At 65.2% G+C, this 15,765-nt stretch carries 14 protein-coding genes; 7 read left to right on the top strand and 7 right to left on the bottom strand.

Annotation, left to right across the window (positions count from 1 at the left end; translation table 11 throughout):
• Window positions 1-24 precede the first annotated feature (24 nt).
• The 4 genes from QJT78_RS22540 (at window position 25) to QJT78_RS22525 (ending at window position 4,273) form a co-directional block, all read left to right on the top strand.
• The gene (locus QJT78_RS22540) at window positions 25-1,410 is read left to right on the top strand and encodes a tetratricopeptide repeat protein (RefSeq protein ID WP_028147378.1); all 1,386 of its coding nucleotides are present in this window, start codon (window positions 25-27) and stop codon (window positions 1,408-1,410) included.
• A gap of 330 nt (window positions 1,411-1,740) precedes the next feature.
• Complete coding sequence (locus QJT78_RS22535) at window positions 1,741-3,651, top strand: propionyl-CoA synthetase (protein ID WP_028147377.1); 1,911 nt, start codon at window positions 1,741-1,743, stop codon at window positions 3,649-3,651.
• A 123-nt stretch (window positions 3,652-3,774) separates the two neighbouring features.
• Window positions 3,775-4,041 (top strand): hypothetical protein, encoded by a 267-nt coding sequence (locus QJT78_RS22530; RefSeq protein ID WP_049807703.1) that lies wholly within the window; start codon window positions 3,775-3,777, stop codon window positions 4,039-4,041.
• Window positions 4,042-4,066: 25 nt separating this feature from the next.
• Window positions 4,067-4,273: a DUF6494 family protein gene (locus QJT78_RS22525; RefSeq protein WP_028147375.1), complete on the top strand. Its 207-nt coding sequence runs from the start codon at window positions 4,067-4,069 to the stop codon at window positions 4,271-4,273.
• 306 nt (window positions 4,274-4,579) lie between these two features.
• Here the strand turns inward: QJT78_RS22525 and QJT78_RS22520 are convergent, their stop codons facing one another.
• Entirely contained in the window at window positions 4,580-5,275 is a 696-nt protein-coding gene (locus QJT78_RS22520; RefSeq protein WP_028147374.1) for a cell cycle transcriptional regulator TrcR, read from the bottom strand.
• A gap of 265 nt (window positions 5,276-5,540) precedes the next feature.
• On the opposite strand from QJT78_RS22520, the gene ispH reads away from it, so the two are divergent.
• The 3 genes from ispH to rnhA are packed head-to-tail and all read left to right on the top strand — an operon-like array spanning window position 5,541 to window position 7,960.
• Window positions 5,541-6,509 carry a 4-hydroxy-3-methylbut-2-enyl diphosphate reductase gene (gene ispH / locus QJT78_RS22515; protein ID WP_028147373.1) on the top strand — a complete coding sequence of 323 codons (969 nt, stop codon included), beginning with the start codon at window positions 5,541-5,543 and terminating at the stop codon, window positions 6,507-6,509.
• A 6-nt stretch (window positions 6,510-6,515) separates the two neighbouring features.
• Window positions 6,516-7,499: a homoserine kinase gene (locus QJT78_RS22510; protein ID WP_028147372.1), complete on the top strand. Its 984-nt coding sequence runs from the start codon at window positions 6,516-6,518 to the stop codon at window positions 7,497-7,499.
• Complete coding sequence (gene rnhA / locus QJT78_RS22505; RefSeq protein ID WP_028147371.1) at window positions 7,496-7,960, top strand: ribonuclease HI; 465 nt, start codon at window positions 7,496-7,498, stop codon at window positions 7,958-7,960. Before QJT78_RS22510 ends, rnhA begins: the two co-directional genes overlap by 4 nt.
• Before the next feature lie 139 nt (window positions 7,961-8,099).
• Here the strand turns inward: rnhA and QJT78_RS22500 are convergent, their stop codons facing one another.
• The 6 genes from QJT78_RS22500 to QJT78_RS22475 form a co-directional block, all read right to left on the bottom strand.
• Window positions 8,100-8,585, bottom strand: coding sequence for a peroxiredoxin (locus QJT78_RS22500; RefSeq protein WP_038943714.1), 486 nt, complete (start codon window positions 8,583-8,585; stop codon window positions 8,100-8,102).
• Window positions 8,586-8,681: 96 nt separating this feature from the next.
• Complete coding sequence (locus QJT78_RS22495) at window positions 8,682-9,236, bottom strand: DUF924 family protein (RefSeq protein WP_038943715.1); 555 nt, start codon at window positions 9,234-9,236, stop codon at window positions 8,682-8,684.
• A gap of 30 nt (window positions 9,237-9,266) precedes the next feature.
• Entirely contained in the window at window positions 9,267-10,952 is a 1,686-nt protein-coding gene (locus tag QJT78_RS22490; protein ID WP_028147369.1) for a long-chain fatty acid--CoA ligase, read from the bottom strand.
• Between the two features lie 191 nt (window positions 10,953-11,143).
• A complete protein-coding gene (locus tag QJT78_RS22485) occupies window positions 11,144-12,613 on the bottom strand; it encodes a D-alanyl-D-alanine carboxypeptidase family protein (protein WP_028147368.1) in 1,470 nt (489 codons plus the stop codon).
• Window positions 12,614-12,789: 176 nt separating this feature from the next.
• The gene (locus tag QJT78_RS22480) at window positions 12,790-14,586 is read right to left on the bottom strand and encodes a glucan ABC transporter ATP-binding protein/ permease (protein ID WP_028147367.1); all 1,797 of its coding nucleotides are present in this window, start codon (window positions 14,584-14,586) and stop codon (window positions 12,790-12,792) included.
• Window positions 14,587-14,676: 90 nt separating this feature from the next.
• On the bottom strand, window positions 14,677-15,726 hold the full coding sequence (locus tag QJT78_RS22475) for an ABC transporter substrate-binding protein (protein WP_028147366.1): 1,050 nt from the start codon (window positions 15,724-15,726) through the stop codon (window positions 14,677-14,679).
• Window positions 15,727-15,765: the final 39 nt, after the last annotated feature.

Genomic DNA, 15,765 nt, shown 5'->3' with positions numbered 1-15,765 from the left:
ACCTGATGTCACGGAGTCTTCCCGATGTGCGGCACGCGTTCTTCCGCGCAAATGTTCCCGTTTGCCAAAATCCCGCTTCGCGCCTTCCTGCTCAGCGCCGCGATGAGCCTTGTCCTCGCCGCCCCGGCCTCTGCTGCCGTCGATTGCGCGATGGGCAGCAAGACCGCTCCTGCAGAACTGATCACGGTGTGCGGCGCCATCATCGACCAGACCACCAATTCGAGCTCCGACCGCGCCGCCGCGCTGCTGGTGCGCGCCGACGCCAATGCGCGAACCTCAGGCGGCCTCACGCAGGCGCTGCGGGATATCGACCGCGCCATCGCGCTGGACGGCAAGAACTCAAAGGCCTGGCGCCTGCGCGGCGACCTGCTGCGCGAGGCCGGCGGCGATCTCAACCGTGCCGCGGCTGATCTCAGCAAGGCGATCGAACTCGATCCGCAGGACGCGGAAGCCTACGAGCTGCGCGGCGTCGTCTACACCAATCAGCGCCGGCTCGACCGCGCGCTCGCCGATTACGATCAGGCGATCAAGCTGAAGCCGGATGATGCGCAGGCCTGGTCCGACCGCGGCGTGAACTATTATCTCGGCGGCGACAACGAGAAGGCGATCCGCGATCTCAGCGAGGCGCTGCGGCTCGATCCGAACCGGCCGCGCGCCTACACCAATCGTGGCGCGGCCTATAAGAAGCTCGGCCAGCTCGACAAGGCGGTCGCCGATGATGGCGAGGCGATCAGGCTCGATCCGAAGGTCCCCGAATATTACGACAATCGTGGCCTGGCGCTGGCCGCGATGGGTGAGTACGACAAGGCGATCGCCGACTACGACCAGGCGCTGCGGCTGGCGCCGCGGCCGAACTTCTTCACCAACCGCGGCGATTCCTACCAGCTCAAGGGCGAGCTTGGCGCGGCGCTCAGCGACTACGAGGCTGCGCTCAAGATCGATCCGAATTTCGCGCAGACCTACAACAACCGCGCCGTGCTCTACAAGAAGATGGGCGAGCGCAAGAAGGCGCTGGCCGATTACGAGACGGCGCTGAAGCTCGATCCCGGCAACGAGAACGCGGCCAACGGCCGCCGCACTATGATGTCGGAGATCGCGAAGTTCGGCGCCGAGCCGCTGCGTCCGCTCGCGGCAAATTCCGGCAACGGTCCGTCGTTTGATTGCGCCACGGCGAAGCGCGAGGTCGAGAAGGTGATCTGCGCCGATCCGCAACTCGGCGTGCTCGATCGCCAGATTGCCGAGACCTATGAGCGCGTGCTGAAGGCTACGAAAGGCCGTTCGGCCGGCGACCTGCGCAAGACCCAGCGCGATTTCCTCAGCACGCGGAATGCGAGCTTCGGCCGGCCCGGCTATGATCTGAGGAAGGTTATGCAGGATCGGTTGCAGCGGCTGAATGCGATGGAGAGTTGAGGCGCCTCTACGCGCACACTGCGTTCCCTCCCCCCTTGCGGGGGAGGGTTAGGGAGAGGGGTAGCCACAAACTCCAGACTGAGTTCGTGGCCACCCCCTCTCCCGCTCTGCCCCGCAAGGGGGGAGAGGGCTCACCTTTGTCGTGGCTCCAGCTTGCCGCGATGGCCTTTCTTCCCTCCCTCCGAAAGGCCCATCCTTTTCAGCTTGAACCGCGGCCCGTTCCCGGGAAAATACCTCTCAAACAACGCCGGCACTTGATCCCTGTCATGGCGGGACGCTCGTCCTGTCGCTCAGGTCAAGGCCAGGCGAAAAGGGAACGGGAGCGCGGCGATGAACGTCAAGGGAACGAGCCTCTATCACGAGGTCCATGCGCGCTCGCTGGCTGATCCCCAGGGCTTCTGGGCCGAGGCGGCCACGGAGATCGACTGGATCGAGCCGCCGAAGACGATCTTCGATGCCTCGCAGGGCGTCTACGGCCGCTGGTTCATGGGGGGCGTCGTCAACACCTGCTACAACGCGCTCGACCGCCATGTCGAACGCGGCCGCGCCGACCAGGTCGCGCTGATCCATGATTCGCCGCTGACGGGCTCGGTCACCAGGTTCACCTATGCCGAGCTATTGGGTGAGGTGCAGGCGCTCGCCGCCATCATGCAGGATTTTGGCGTCGCCAAGGGCGATCGCGTCATCCTGTATATGCCGATGGTGCCGGAGGCCGTCGTCGCGATGCTCGCCTGCGCGCGCATCGGCGCGGTGCACTCGGTGGTGTTCGGCGGCTTTGCCGCCAAGGAGCTCGCTACCCGCATCGACGACGCGCAGCCGAAACTCATCCTCTCCGCGAGCTGCGGCATCGAGCCCGGCCGGATCGTGCAGTACAAGCCGCTGCTCGACGAGGCGATCAAGCTTGCGGGCACGAAGCCGAAGGCCTGCATCGTGCTGCAACGTCCCCAGCACATCTGCGACCTCACACCGGGCCGCGACTACGATTGGGCGAGCCTTCGCCGCAAGGCGTTGAACGACGGCAAGAAGGCCGCTTGCGTGCCTGTCGCCGCCACCGATCCGCTCTACATCCTCTACACCTCAGGCACGACCGGAATCCCCAAGGGCGTCGTGCGCGACAATGGCGGCCATCTCGTCGCGGTGAAATGGTCGATGTTCAATCTCTATGGCGTCAAGCCGGGCGAGGTCTGGTGGTGTGGCTCCGACATCGGCTGGGTGGTCGGCCACAGCTACATCATCTATGGCCCGCTGCTGCACGGTGCGACCTCGATCATGTATGAGGGCAAGCCAATCGGCACGCCCGATGCCGGCGCGTTCTGGCGCGTCATCAGCGAGCACAAGGCGGTCGCCTTCTTCACCGCACCGACGGCGTTCCGCGCGATCCGCAAAGAGGATCCGGAAGGCAAGTTCATCCGGCAATACGACCTGTCGCAATTCCGCACGCTGTTCCTCGCCGGCGAGCGCGCCGATCCGCCCACGGTGGAATGGGCGGAGCAGCAGCTCAAGGTGCCGGTGATCGACCATTGGTGGCAGACCGAGACGGGCTGGTGCATCGCCGGCAATCCGGTCGGTCTCGGCATGCTGCCGGTGAAGCATGGCTCGCCGACGGTGCCGATGCCGGGCTACCAGGTCGACGTCGTCGACGAAGCCGCAAAGCCCGTCGGCCCCAACACCATGGGCTCGATCGTCATCAAGCTGCCGATGCCGCCGGGTTGCCTGCCGACGTTGTGGAATCAGGACGCGCGCTTTAAGGACGCCTACCTCACTGAATTCCCCGGCTACTACAAGACCTCGGACGCCGGCTACAAGGATGAGGACGGCTATGTCTTCGTGATGGGCCGCACCGACGACATCATCAACGTCGCCGGCCACAGGCTCTCCACCGGCGGCATGGAGGAGATTTTGGCCTCGCATCCGGATGTCGCCGAATGTGCCGTGCTCGGCGTCAAGGACGCGATCAAGGGCGAGGTGCCCTGCGGCTTCCTGGTGCTCAAGGCCGGCGTGAAGCGCGCGCCTGCGGAGATCGAAAAGGAGATCGTCGCGCTGGTGCGCGACAGGCTCGGCCCCGTCGCCGCCTTCAAGCTCGCCATCACCGTCGGCCGCCTGCCGAAGACGCGTTCCGGCAAGATACTGCGCGGCACCATCAAGAAGATCGCCGATGGCGAAGCCTGGACCATGCCGGCCACGATCGAGGATCCCAAGGTGCTGGACGAGATCGGCGAGGCGCTGAAGGGCAGGGTGTGAGTCTACCCTCTGCTCGTCGTGCCCGGGCTTGACCCGGGCATCCATCAATGGGCAAGCAATTGCCTTGATTTCGATGGATTGCCGGGTCAAGCCCGGCAATGACGAATGAGACGGGACCGATCAATGTCAGCCAAACTTGCGCAGTATGGAGCCATCTCCCTGCTCGCCGTCGCTCTCTCCGCCTGCTCCGCGCGCTACCAGACGCCGGTGGCGATGGGCGGTGACGACGACGACGCCGTCTGCCAGAGCCGCGGTTATGCCGTAGGCTCGCCGGAATACGTGGCTTGCCGCAAGGACCGCGACGTCCAGCGCAATGCCGCTACCGCCCGTGCCGATCGCCGCCAGCGTGATCTCGGCGAATACATGCTGAACCATCCGGAGCGACCGTAAGTTGCCCCGGTCTACGGAGGCCGTCATGAACGAGGACCAGTTCAATACCAGCCTGCGTAAATTCCTAAAACAAGTCGGCGTCACCTCGCAGCGCGAGATCGAGAAGGCCGTGCGCGATGCGATCGCGGCGGGCCGGATCAAGGGCCATGAGAAGCTCAACGCGAAGATGGTGCTGACGATCGACAGCGTCAGACTCGTCCACGAGGTCAACGACACGATCGAGCTGGGCTGATTCACCGTTCGCGCGAGCCGTCCTCTGATGCCGCTCTTGCAGTAGCTCGGCAAGCGGATCGCGCTCCGTCATTGCGAGCGCAGCGAAGCAATCCAGACTGCCTCCGCGGTGGGATTCTGGATTGCTTCGCTGCGCTCGCAATGACGAGGTCGCTGAAGCTCCTGCCAAGCACTCGCCGTCATCGCCCGGCTTGCCGCCTTTGCGGGCATGACGTCCGGAAATCTGGCTCGATGGAAGCGACAAACAAAAACGCGGCAGGTTTCCCCGCCGCGTTCAATCGATCGAAGCTGAAGCGGAGGCGGAGGCCTACTCCTCCTCCTCGTCCTGCTTCTTGCCGCCGAGCGTCTTCAGCTTGGCGAATACGGCGTCGACGTTGAGATCGTCGTTCGATCGCTCCGCCGGCTCGAACTCGTCCTTCTTGGTGGTCTCGGAGGCCGGCAGCAGGGTGGCGCCACCGTAGGATGCGTCGATCGGCTTTTCCTTCGCCGCGCGCGCCACTTCGAAATCGAGCTCGATCTGCGAGCAAAGGCCAAGGGTCACCGGGTCGATCGGGGTCAGCTGGGAGGTGTTCCAGTGGGTGCGGTCGCGAACGCTGGCGATGGTGCTCTTGGTGGTGCCGACCAGGCGCATGATCTGGGCGTCCTTGAGCTCCGGATGGCTGCGCAGCAGCCAGAGGATGGCGCTCGGGCGCTCGTGGCGGCGGGAGACCGGGGTGTAGCGCGGGCCCTTGCGCTTGGGCTGGGGCGGCAGCACGACTTTGCTCTCCTGAAGGCGGAGCCGGTAGTCCGGGTTCTTCTCGCCCTTCTCGATCTCCTCGCGGGTCAGCTGGCCGTTGGAGAGGGGATCCATGCCCTTGATGCCCTGGGCAGCGTCGCCGTCGGCGATCGCACGCACCTCGAGGGGATGCATCTTGGTGAAATCGGCGACCTGGTCGAAGGTCAGCGCGGTGTTGTCGAGCAGCCAGACGGCGGTCGCCTTGGGCATCAGAGGTGCGTTGCTCATGGCAAATCTCCTTTGTGCTTCGCCCACCCCTCTGGAGGCGAAACCGGTGGTCATCAGCGATGACAGGGAATTCGCGCTATATAAGCCCGGAGGGGCTAGCCACGCAATGGTTCTGCTATAGATAGTGCCTTGACAGCGCCCGAAAGGGGGCCCAATTCCCTTGGAAGCGCCTGTAAAGTCCTAGCAGACCCATTAAAGCCCAATTCCATCCATTGACCGCCCCCGCCAGAAGGCGAAACGGGTGATTCGGTCCCGAGATCGCTCAATGTCAGCCAAACCAGACCTCAAGATCGTGCTTTGTTCTCCCCGCGGCTTCTGCGCCGGGGTGGTCCGGGCGATCGACACCGTGGAACGGGCGCTCGATAAATACGGCGCCCCCGTCTATGTTCGCCACGAGATTGTGCACAACAAATACGTCGTCGACGGGTTGAAGAAGAAGGGCGCGATCTTCGTCGAAGAGCTCGCCGAAATCCCGGAAAACACCACCGCGCCGGTGGTGTTCTCGGCCCATGGCGTGCCGAAATCGGTCCCGGCCGACGCCACCTCCCGTAACTTGTTCTCGCTGGATGCGACCTGCCCGCTGGTCACCAAGGTGCACCGCGAGGCCGCGATCCACTTCAAGCGCGGCCGCGAGATCTTCCTGATCGGCCATTCCCACCACCCCGAAGTGGTCGGCACACTCGGCCAGCTTCCGGTCGGCGCCGTGACCCTGATCGAGACCGCCGAGGACGCCAAGACGATCGTCCCGAAGAACCCCGACAACATCGCCTTCGTGACGCAGACCACGCTGTCGATCGACGACACCGCGGAGATCGTGGCGCTGCTCAAGGAGCGCTTCCCGAATATCAACGGCCCGCACAAGGAAGACATCTGCTACGCCACCACCAACCGCCAGCTCGCGGTGAAGAAGGTGGCGCCGGTGGTTGACGCGCTGATCGTGGTCGGTGCGCCGAACTCGTCGAACTCGCAGCGCCTGCGCGAGGTCGCCGAGCGTGAGGGCTGCGGGATTGCGGTGCTGGCGCAGCGCGCCGCCGATCTCGACTGGACCAGGTTCGGCAACATCAAGAGCCTCGGCATCACCGCGGGCGCGTCCGCGCCGGAAGTGATCGTCGAGGAGATCATGGACGCGTTCGCCGAGCGCTACACGCTGCATGTGGAGACGGTCTCGGCCGCGGAAGAGAACGAGTTCTTCCCGCTGCCGCGCCAGGTGCGTCCCGAAGCCGCCGCCGAGTAGACCTTTATGGCGGTCTACACCGACGTTGCCGCCGACGAGCTTGCGGATTTCCTGAAGCAATACGATCTCGGCGAATTGCTCTCCTACAAGGGCATCGCCGAGGGCGTCGAAAACACCAACTTCCTGCTGCACACCAGCAAAGGCTCGTTCATCCTCACGCTCTATGAGAAGCGCGTGGCGAAGAACGACCTGCCGTTCTTTCTCGCGCTGATGACGCATCTCGCTGAGCACGGCGTCACCTGCCCGCTGCCGGTGAAGGCCGGGGACGGCGAGGCGCTGCGCGAGCTGTCGGGCCGGCCGGCCGCGATCATCACCTTTCTCGAAGGCGTCTGGCCGCGCAAGCCGAACGTGGCCCATTGCGCCGGCGTCGGCGAGGGGCTGGCCAAGATGCATCTGGCCGGCGCCAATTTTGCGATCAAGCGTGGCAATGCGCTGTCGGTCTCCGGCTGGCGGCCGTTGTTCGACGCGGCGGCAAGCCGCGCCGATGAGGTCCAGCCGGGCCTGCATGCGTTTCTCGCCGCCGAGCTCGACTATCTCTCGAGCGGGGTCTGGCCGACCGATCTGCCTGAAGGCGTGATCCACGCCGATCTCTTCAACGACAACGTCTTCTTCCTCGGCGACAAGCTCTCCGGCATCATCGACTTCACCTTCGCCTGCAACGACATGCTGGCCTATGACGTCGCGATCTGCCTGAATGCCTGGTGTTTCGAGCCGGACCATTCGTTCAACGTCACCAAGGCGCGCGCCTTCCTCAATGCCTATGGCCGTGTGCGAAAACTCTCCGAGGCGGAAGAAGCCGCGCTGCCGCTGCTCGCGCGCGGCGCCGCGATCCGCTTCCTGCTGACGCGGCTGGTCGACTGGCTCAACGTGCCCGAGGGAGCGCTGGTCAAGCCCAAGGACCCGCTGGAATATTTTCGCAAGCTGCGCTTCCACCAGAGCGTTTCCAGCGTGCGCGATTACGGGCTGATGCCGTCAGGACTGGTCGCGTGAGCGAGCTTCCCATCGTCACGATCTATACCGACGGCGCCTGCTCGGGAAATCCCGGGCCCGGCGGCTGGGGCGCGATCCTGAAGTTCGGCGACAAGGAAAAAGAGCTGAACGGCGGCGAGCGCCACACCACCAACAACCAGATGGAATTGATGGCGGCGATCTCCGCGCTCGAAGCGCTGAAGAAGCCGTGCACCGTCGATCTCTATACCGACAGCCAGTATGTGCGGCAGGGCATCACCGGCTGGATCCACGGCTGGAAGCGCAACGGCTGGCGCACCGCCGACAAGAAGCCGGTGAAGAATGTCGAGCTATGGCAGCGCCTCGATGCGGCGCTGAAGCAGCACGAGGTCCGCTGGCACTGGGTCAAGGGCCACGCCGGGCATCCGGAGAACGAGCGCGCGGATCAGCTGGCGCGGGACGGGATCGTGAAGGCCAGGACGCAGACTCGGATCAGCGAATAGCGAGGGGGCTCGCTCTCTCCATTCGTCATGGCCGGGCTTGACCCGGCCATCCACGCCTTATCGCGCGCGACCAAGAACGTGGATGCCCGGGACAAGCCCGGGCATGACGTCATTCTTGGATACAGGCGCGTTTGGGCGCTTACAGCTGCCCCAGCAGCGTATCGCCGCCGGAGACTTCGACCTTGCCGGGCATCGCTTCGAGGTTCAGCTTCTTGACCACGCCGTCCTCGACCAGCATCGAATAGCGCTTGGAGCGGATGCCGAGGCCGTTGCCGGAGGCGTCCAGCTCCATGCCGATCGCCTTGGCGAAGTCGGCATTGCCGTCGGCGAGGAAGATGGCTTCGTCGCGCTGGTCGGTATCGCGCTTCCAGGCGTTCATGACGAAAGCGTCGTTGACGGAGACGATAGCGATGGTGTCGACGCCCTTGTCCTTCATGGCATAGGCGTTGAGGAAGATGCTCGGCAGATGCATCTTGTGGCAGGTGCCGGTGTAGGCGCCGGGCACTGCGAACAGCGCCACCTTCTTGCCCTTGAAGATGTCGTCGGTGGTCTTCACCTGCGGACCCTCGGTCGTCATCACGCGGAATTTCGCCTCGGGCAGCTTGTCGCCAGTCTGGATCGCCATCGTCAGTCTCCCTGAAAATCGGTCCCGCTTTTTAGACCGTGCGGCGGCGCGGCACAACATTGGCGGCGAGGGTCGCGGTCCTTCACCGTTACGTCATCAGCCGGCAAAACCGCCGGCGTCGAGGAAGGCCTGTTCTTCCTCGGTGGTGGCGCGGTCGAGCAGGCGGTTGCGGTGGGGAAAGCGGCCGAACCGCTGGATGATGTCGGCGTGCTCCCGCGCGTATTTCAGGTTCTCGGCATTGTCGGTGTTCTGAAACAGCGCGACGCAATGCAACTGGTCGGGCAGGTGCTCGGAATGCATGAAGGGCAGATAGAGGAATTCGAGCAGGATGGGATCGATCCTGCGATCGACGCCCCGCGCGATTGCGCGGCGGGCGACGTCGCGCGCCGGCGCGTCGCTGGCAAAGGCTTCCGGCGTGCCGCGAAACATGTTGCGGGGAAACTGGTCGAGCGCGATGACGAGCGCGAGCGCGCCCTCGTCGCTTTCTTCCCAGGAGGCCAGCTCGCCGGCGGTTGCCCGCTTCCATAGCGGAAGAAAGCGACGCCTGACCTCCGCGTCGAAAGCGTCGCTGCGCTTGTACCAGCGCTCGCGGCCGGCCTCGCGCCAGAAGGCGAGAATGCCTGACGGCGTGATGTCGCCGACGTCAGTCATGAACCCAAGAGTCATGAACCAAGGCGCGGCTTACGCCGCCTCTGCCTTCTTCTCGTCGCGGAGCTGCCGGCGCAGGATCTTGCCGACATTGGTCTTCGGCAAGTCGGTGCGGAATTCGATGTGCTTCGGCACCTTGTAGCCGGTGAGTTGCTCCTGGCAGAACTTGATCACGGCTTCCGCGGTGAGGTTGGGATCCTTCTTCACCACGAACGCCTTCACCGCCTCGCCCGACTTGGAATCGGGGATGCCGATCACGGCGCATTCGAGCACGCCCGGATTGCTGGCGATCACTTCCTCGATCTCGTTCGGATAGACGTTGAAGCCCGAGACCAGGATCATGTCCTTCTTGCGGTCGACGATCTTGGTGTAGCCCTTCTCGTCCATCACGCCGATGTCGCCGGTGCGGAAATAGCCGTCGGCGGTCATCACCTTGGCGGTCTCTTCCGGCCTGTTCCAGTAGCCCGACATCACCTGCGGGCCCTTGGCGCAGATCTCGCCGGGCTGGCCGAGCGGGACTTCGTTGCCGTCGTCGTCGCGGATCGAGATCCAGGTCGAAGGCACGGGGATGCCGATCGATCCCGAGAACTCGGTCGTGGTCGCGGGGTTGCAGGTCAGCGTCGGCGAGGTCTCCGACAGGCCGTAGCCTTCGGCGATGAAGCAGCCGGTCACGGCCTTCCACTGCTCGGCGACGGGGCGCTGCACCGCCATGCCGCCTCCGTTCGAGATCTTCAGCTTGGAGAAGTCGAGCTTCTTGAAGTCGGGATGGTGCATCAAGCCGTTGTAGAGCGTGTTCACGGCCGGGAAGCTGTTGACCTGGTACTTCGCCAGCTCCTTGACGAAGCCCGCGATGTCGCGCGGATTGGGGATCAGCAGATTGCAGCCGCCGGCGCGCACCGCGAGCAGGTAGCAGGCCGTCAGCGCGAAGATGTGATAGAGCGGCAGCGCGCAGACGATCATGAGCTGATCGACATGCGGCGGCGCGGCGAGTGCCGGCTGGAGCCAGGCGTCGTTCTGCAAGACGTTGGCGACGATGTTGCGGTGGAGCAGGGTGGCGCCCTTGGAGACGCCGGTGGTGCCGCCGGTATATTGCAGGAAGGCGACGTCGCCCGGCGACAGCTTCGGCTTGTTGAACGTCAGGCCGCGACCGGCCGATACCGCGTCGTTGAAGGACACCGCGCCCGGCAGCGACCAGGCCGGCACCATCTTCTTGACGCGGCGGACGACGACGTTGACGATCACGCCCTTGAAGCCGAGCAGGTCGCCCATGCTGCCGACGATGACGTGCTTGACTTGCGTCTTCGCGATCACCTGCTCGACCGTGTGGGCGAAATTCTCCAGCACGATGATGGCTTCGGCGCCGGAATCCTTGAGCTGATGCTCGAGCTCGCGCGGCGTGTAGAGCGGGTTGACGTTGACCACCGCGAAACCGGCGCGCAGCACGGCAGCGGTCGCGACCGGATATTGCAGCACGTTCGGCATCATGATCGCGACGCGGGCGCCACGTTGCAGGCCGCGGCCCTGCAAATAGGCGGCGAGCGCCAGCGACATCTGGTCGAGGTCGCGATAGCTGATCGCCTTGTCCATGCAGATGAACGCCTTGCGGTCGGCGAACTTGGCGAAGCTCTCCTCCAGCAGGTCGACCAGCGATGCGTATTGGGTCGGCTCGATATCAGCAGGCACGCCGGGCGGATATTGCTTGAGCCAGATGCGCTCCATGGAAAACTCCCCTCAATTTACCAGAGCCCGTTGTGTCTCGGGCTTGCCTCATTGCGGCCAGTATCGAGCCTGCCGGAACGGGTGGCAAGCCGGTCGAGGCTTAGGACAAAGGTCCGGGAGTGGCTACTGGAATTGTCGCAAGCCGCTCTGCCGCAGGTGCGAAGCGCGGGGGCGGCTTTCGATGGGGGCCGTTAACTGTTGTTGGCCGGCTTGGCGGCGGGCTTGGTCGCGGCCTTGGGCTTGGCGGGCTTGGCCGCCTGATCGCCGCTTGCCGCAGGCTTCTCGGCGGGCTTCGCCGCCGCATCGTGCTTGGCCGCGGCGTGCTTGGTCCCGGCCGGCTTCGCCGCGGACTTGGTATCGCTCTTGGCGGCAGGCTTGGCGGCATCCGGCTTTGCCGCCGCCGTCTTGGCATCCTTCGGCTTGTCGGCTGGCTTGTCGGCCGCATCAGGCTTCCTGGCGACGCGCGACTTCTTGCCACGCGGCTTTGGCGTGGCCTGCTGGTCGGCATCGGCCGCGACCGCCGCGATCAGGGCGGTGCCGGTGCGGGTCGGGCCGGTATAGACCAGCACGGGCTCGGCCGCCGCGGGCGCCGTGGCCATCAGCTCGGAGGCCTTCATCAGGGGCGGCTGAAGGCCCGCGGTGAAGAAGGTCACCTGGGCTTCGCCGCCGGTGGCGGAGGCCGATCCGGACGTGCCGCCATTGGTGGCGATCAGCGCGTCGTCATCGTCGCTGGCCGGCCGCTTGCGATGACCGCCGCACATGTCCTCGCGCAGGTTCGGCGGCGAGGCGTCGACCGGCACCAGCCTGTCGACGGTGCCGAGCGAGGGGCGGAGCCAGGTGAGGTTGTCCTGGCTGAAGCCGCGCTCGAGCAGCTGCGCCGCCTTCACGGCACGCGCAGTGCCGGAGTTGGCGCCGAGCACGACGGCGATCAGCCGGCGGCCGTTGCGCGTGGCCGACGCCACGAGATTGTAGCCGGAGGCGCAGATGAAGCCGGTCTTGAAACCGTCGGCGCCGGGGTAGCGGCCGATCAGCTTGTTGAAATTGCCGGTCACGCGCTTGCCGAAGCGGATCGCCGGGATGTGCACGAAGTATTCGTATTCCGGCAGGTCGCGCAGGAACGAGCGCGCGAGAATGCCGAGGTCGCGCGCGGACGTGATCTGGCCGTCGGCGGGCAGGCCGTTCGGATTGACGTAGCTCGTCTGCGTCATGCCGAGCTTCTGCGCGGTGTCGTTCATCATCGCCGAGAAGCCGTCGATCGAGCCGCCGACGCCTTCGGCGAGCACCACGGCCATGTCGTTCGCCGACTTCACCATCATCATCTTCAGAGCGTTGTCGACGGTGAGCTGCGTTCCCGGACGGAACCCCATCTTCGACGGCGATTGCGAAGCCGCCGTCGGCGACACCGTGAGCAGCGTGTCGAGCGTGAGCCTGCCGTCCTTCACCGCCTTCAGGGTCACATAGGCTGTCATGATCTTGGTGACGGAGGCAGGATACCAGGGAATGGTCGCGTTCTCCGCCTGCAGCACCTTGCCGCTGTCGGCTTCGATCAGCAGCAGTGCTTCGGCGCTCGCCGCGCGCGGCGCAAGCAGCGCGGCGGACGCGAGGGCCGCAGCGAACAGGTTGAACAGGGACTTGCGAAGCAGCGGGCGAAGGGCGTGCACTATCCGATTCCGGTCCTTGGAGACCCGCCGGTTCCGGTCGGCTCTCGTGATCTGATGTTCGGTTCTGAAATCCGGCGCCGCCGCTTGCGGCGTCGCAAACCTATACCGGCTCGTGCGTCGAGAACAGGGGTTTCGGCCGGGTATTCCGCGATGAAATAGGCCGAATTTCGACGATGCTATGGGGACTTGACCGCGGTCGCCGAAGCCTCAGCGGCCGTCACGCTGGCCCGTGCATTTTCCTGAACCATGAACTGGGCCCGGGCGAGTTCGGCAAAATGGCCGCCTTTGGCCACGAGTTCATCGAAAGTTCCGCTTTCGATCACCCGGCCGTTCTCGAACACCAGGATCCGCGTGGCGTTGCGGATGGTGGAGAGACGGTGGGCGATCACGAACGTGGTGCGCCCCTTCATCACTTCGTCGAGAGCGGCGTTCACCTTGGCCTCGGTGACGGCGTCGAGCGCGGAGGTCGCCTCGTCGAGGATCAGGATCGGCGGATCCTTCAGCAGCGCGCGGGCGATCGACAGCCGCTGCCGCTCGCCGCCGGAGAGCATGCGGCCGCGCTCGCCGGCATTGGTCTCGAAGCCGCCGCTGCGCTCGATGAATTCGAGCGCCTGCGCGCGCTCCGCGGCCTTGCGCATCTCGGCTTCGGTCGCATCCGGCTTGCCGACGTGCAAATTCTCCGCGATCGAACGGTTGAACAGCAGCGCCTCCTGGAACACCACGCCGATGTTCCGGCGCAGCGACGTCAGCGTCACGCCGCGCACGTCCATGCCGTCGATCCTGATGAAGCCGGACTGCGGATCGAAGGCGCGATGCAGAAGCGCGATTGCCGTCGACTTGCCGGCGCCGGTCGCGCCGACCAGCGCGATGGTCTGGCCGGGCAGCGCGGTGAAGGAGAGGTCCTCGACCGCCGGCCGCTTGCCGTCATAGGAGAAGGTGACGTCGTTGAATTCGACGAGGCCGGAGAGACGCCCCGCATCGATCGCGTCGGGCCGGTCGTGCACCGCAGGGACCGCATCGAGCACGTTGAAGAACTCGCGCAGCCGCGGGGCTTCCATGAACACGTTGTTGATGAAGCTCACGACCTGCTCGAGCTTCTGGATCAGCATCGTCGCGAAGCTCACGAACATCACGATCTCGCCGACGGAGGTCAGCCCCTGGTCGTGCAGCGCGATGCCGAGCGTGAAGATCGCGAGCACCGTGATGGTGGTGGAGGCGCGCGTGATGACGGTGACGAGCGCCCACCACGACAGCACCGGCATCTGCGCCGCGAGCAGGTCATCAGCGACGGAGCGCAAGCCCTTCACCTCGGATTCGACGCGCACAAAACTCTGCACCAGAGCGACGTTGCCGAGGGCGTCGGAGGCGCGCGCGGAGAGTTCGCTGTAGTGCTCCTCGACCTGCATCTGCATGCCGAAGGTCCGGCGCACGACAAAGGTCGTCAGCGCGGTGAAGACGACGCAGAGCACGAACAGCAGGACCGCGAGCCGCCAGTTCAGGTAGAGCGACAGCGGCAGCAGCACCACGACCGACAGGATCGCGGCAAAGTGCTCGCGGAAGAAGCCGAGCCACAATCGCCACAGCGCGTCGGTGCCGTTGAGCATCACCTTCATCAGCCGGCCCGAATGGGTGCCGGAGTGGAAGGTCAGCGGCAGTTGCAAAATGTGCTCGAAATAGTCGGTCAGCACCGCCTGGCGCTGGCGGTGCGAGAGCCGGTCGGCTTGCAGCGCCACGATCGCGCTGCAGCCGATGGTGAACAGCCCGAACGCCACCCAGGCCAGCAGGAACGGCCAGGCCGAGTTCGCTCCGGCGACCGTCTTGCCGGAGAGCACGTCGACGATCCGGCCGAACAGCACGGGTTCCGCGAACTGCGAGGCCGCAAGCAGGAGATTGGCAAACGCCAGCAGCCAGCCGAGCCGCGCCTCCTTGCCGAGCAGTTCGAGAACGCGGGTGTAGAGGCGGAGGATGGGCATGCGGGCGACGAACTCGGGCGGACGAAACGGGTGAGCCCATATTCTAATCCGGGATCGCCCGCGAGATACAGCGGAAGCTGCGGGTTTTGCTCAGTTGATCAACCGTCCCGCGACCGGCGGCAGGAACCGGTCGTCGAAGATATCGCCCGCCGCCGGCCGTTTGCGGAATTTGAAATCCTGCGCGATCTGGTCGATCGAGCGGTCCAGGCGCGCCGCGTCGATGCCGCCGAGGCCGTTGCGCTTGACCTCGTCGGTCAGGATGTTGTCGATGAGCACGCTGCGCAGGCGTTCCCGCTCGAGGTCGCGGTCGCCGTCGTCGATCCGGCTCGTGGCTTCGTCCGCCGCACGGGCCGGCTCTTTGATGGTCGCGTTGACGCCGGCGATCAATGCGCGGACGAATCCCTTCACGGCGTCGGGCTTCGTGGCGGCGAAAGCGGGGTTGGCCACCACGGCGAAGCCGTAGGCCTCGCAGCCATAGTCGGCATAGCGGAGGACTACGAGATCGCCACCGGGCACGCCGCGGTCGCGCAGGTTCACCGCCGAGAGATAGCTGAAGCCCGCGACCGCATCGACCTGGCCCGCGGAGAGGATCGGCTCGCGGACCGCGGCGCTGATCTTGTGGAATTTCACTTGCGACGCGTTGATGCCGTTCTGCTGCGCCAGCGCCGGCCACAGCCGCATCGACAGATCACCGTCGGCGACGCCGACGGTCTTGCCGTCGAGGTCGGGCAGCAAGTGAATGCCGCGGCTCCTGCGCGCGACGATCGCGTAAGGCGCGCGATTGAACAACACGAACACGGCTTTGACCGGCGCGGCATCGTCCTTGTCGCGAAAGCGGATCAGCTCGTTGATGTCGACGAGCGCGAGCTCGCTGTCGCCCTTGGCGACGCGCGCAAGCGCGTCCATCGATCCGGCTGCGCTCTTGAAGGACACGTTGAGACGCTCGGCGCCGAAATTGCCGTCCTTCGCCGCGAGGAAGAACGGCGCCATGCTCGCATCGACGGGACGATCGAATGTGAAGTGGATCGCTGTGGACGGCGCAGCAGTTTCGGCCGCGCTGACGTCGCGCGCAGCCAGCGCGGCGAGCGGGATTGCAATGGCCAGCAGGCCGCGAAGGACGATCGTCTTGAATGCAAACATCAGTCGCGCCGGTCCCGCATTGTTGTGGTTTCGTGACGC

The sequence above is a fragment of the Bradyrhizobium sp. Mp27 genome, assembly GCF_029953005.1.
Taxonomy (GTDB): Bacteria; Pseudomonadota; Alphaproteobacteria; order Rhizobiales; family Xanthobacteraceae; genus Bradyrhizobium; species Bradyrhizobium barranii.
The sequence above is the reverse complement of the archived record's forward strand: the minus strand, read 5'-3'. Positions and strand labels throughout refer to the sequence as shown.

What these genes read in the sequence shown, in the direction of transcription:
- QJT78_RS22540 (WP_028147378.1), top strand. Translation starts at nt 25, where the DNA reads ATGTGCGGCACGCGTTCTTCCGCGCAAATGTTCCCGTTTGCCAAAATC.
- QJT78_RS22535 (WP_028147377.1), top strand. Translation starts at nt 1,741, where the DNA reads ATGAACGTCAAGGGAACGAGCCTCTATCACGAGGTCCATGCGCGCTCG.
- QJT78_RS22530 (WP_049807703.1), top strand. Translation starts at nt 3,775, where the DNA reads ATGTCAGCCAAACTTGCGCAGTATGGAGCCATCTCCCTGCTCGCCGTC.
- QJT78_RS22525 (WP_028147375.1), top strand. Translation starts at nt 4,067, where the DNA reads ATGAACGAGGACCAGTTCAATACCAGCCTGCGTAAATTCCTAAAACAA.
- QJT78_RS22520 (WP_028147374.1), bottom strand. Translation starts at nt 5,275, where the DNA reads ATGAGCAACGCACCTCTGATGCCCAAGGCGACCGCCGTCTGGCTGCTC.
- ispH (WP_028147373.1), top strand. Translation starts at nt 5,541, where the DNA reads ATGTCAGCCAAACCAGACCTCAAGATCGTGCTTTGTTCTCCCCGCGGC.
- QJT78_RS22510 (WP_028147372.1), top strand. Translation starts at nt 6,516, where the DNA reads ATGGCGGTCTACACCGACGTTGCCGCCGACGAGCTTGCGGATTTCCTG.
- QJT78_RS22500 (WP_038943714.1), bottom strand. Translation starts at nt 8,585, where the DNA reads ATGGCGATCCAGACTGGCGACAAGCTGCCCGAGGCGAAATTCCGCGTG.
- QJT78_RS22495 (WP_038943715.1), bottom strand. Translation starts at nt 9,236, where the DNA reads ATGACTGACGTCGGCGACATCACGCCGTCAGGCATTCTCGCCTTCTGG.
- QJT78_RS22490 (WP_028147369.1), bottom strand. Translation starts at nt 10,952, where the DNA reads ATGGAGCGCATCTGGCTCAAGCAATATCCGCCCGGCGTGCCTGCTGAT.
- QJT78_RS22480 (WP_028147367.1), bottom strand. Translation starts at nt 14,586, where the DNA reads ATGCCCATCCTCCGCCTCTACACCCGCGTTCTCGAACTGCTCGGCAAG.
- QJT78_RS22475 (WP_028147366.1), bottom strand. Translation starts at nt 15,726, where the DNA reads ATGTTTGCATTCAAGACGATCGTCCTTCGCGGCCTGCTGGCCATTGCA.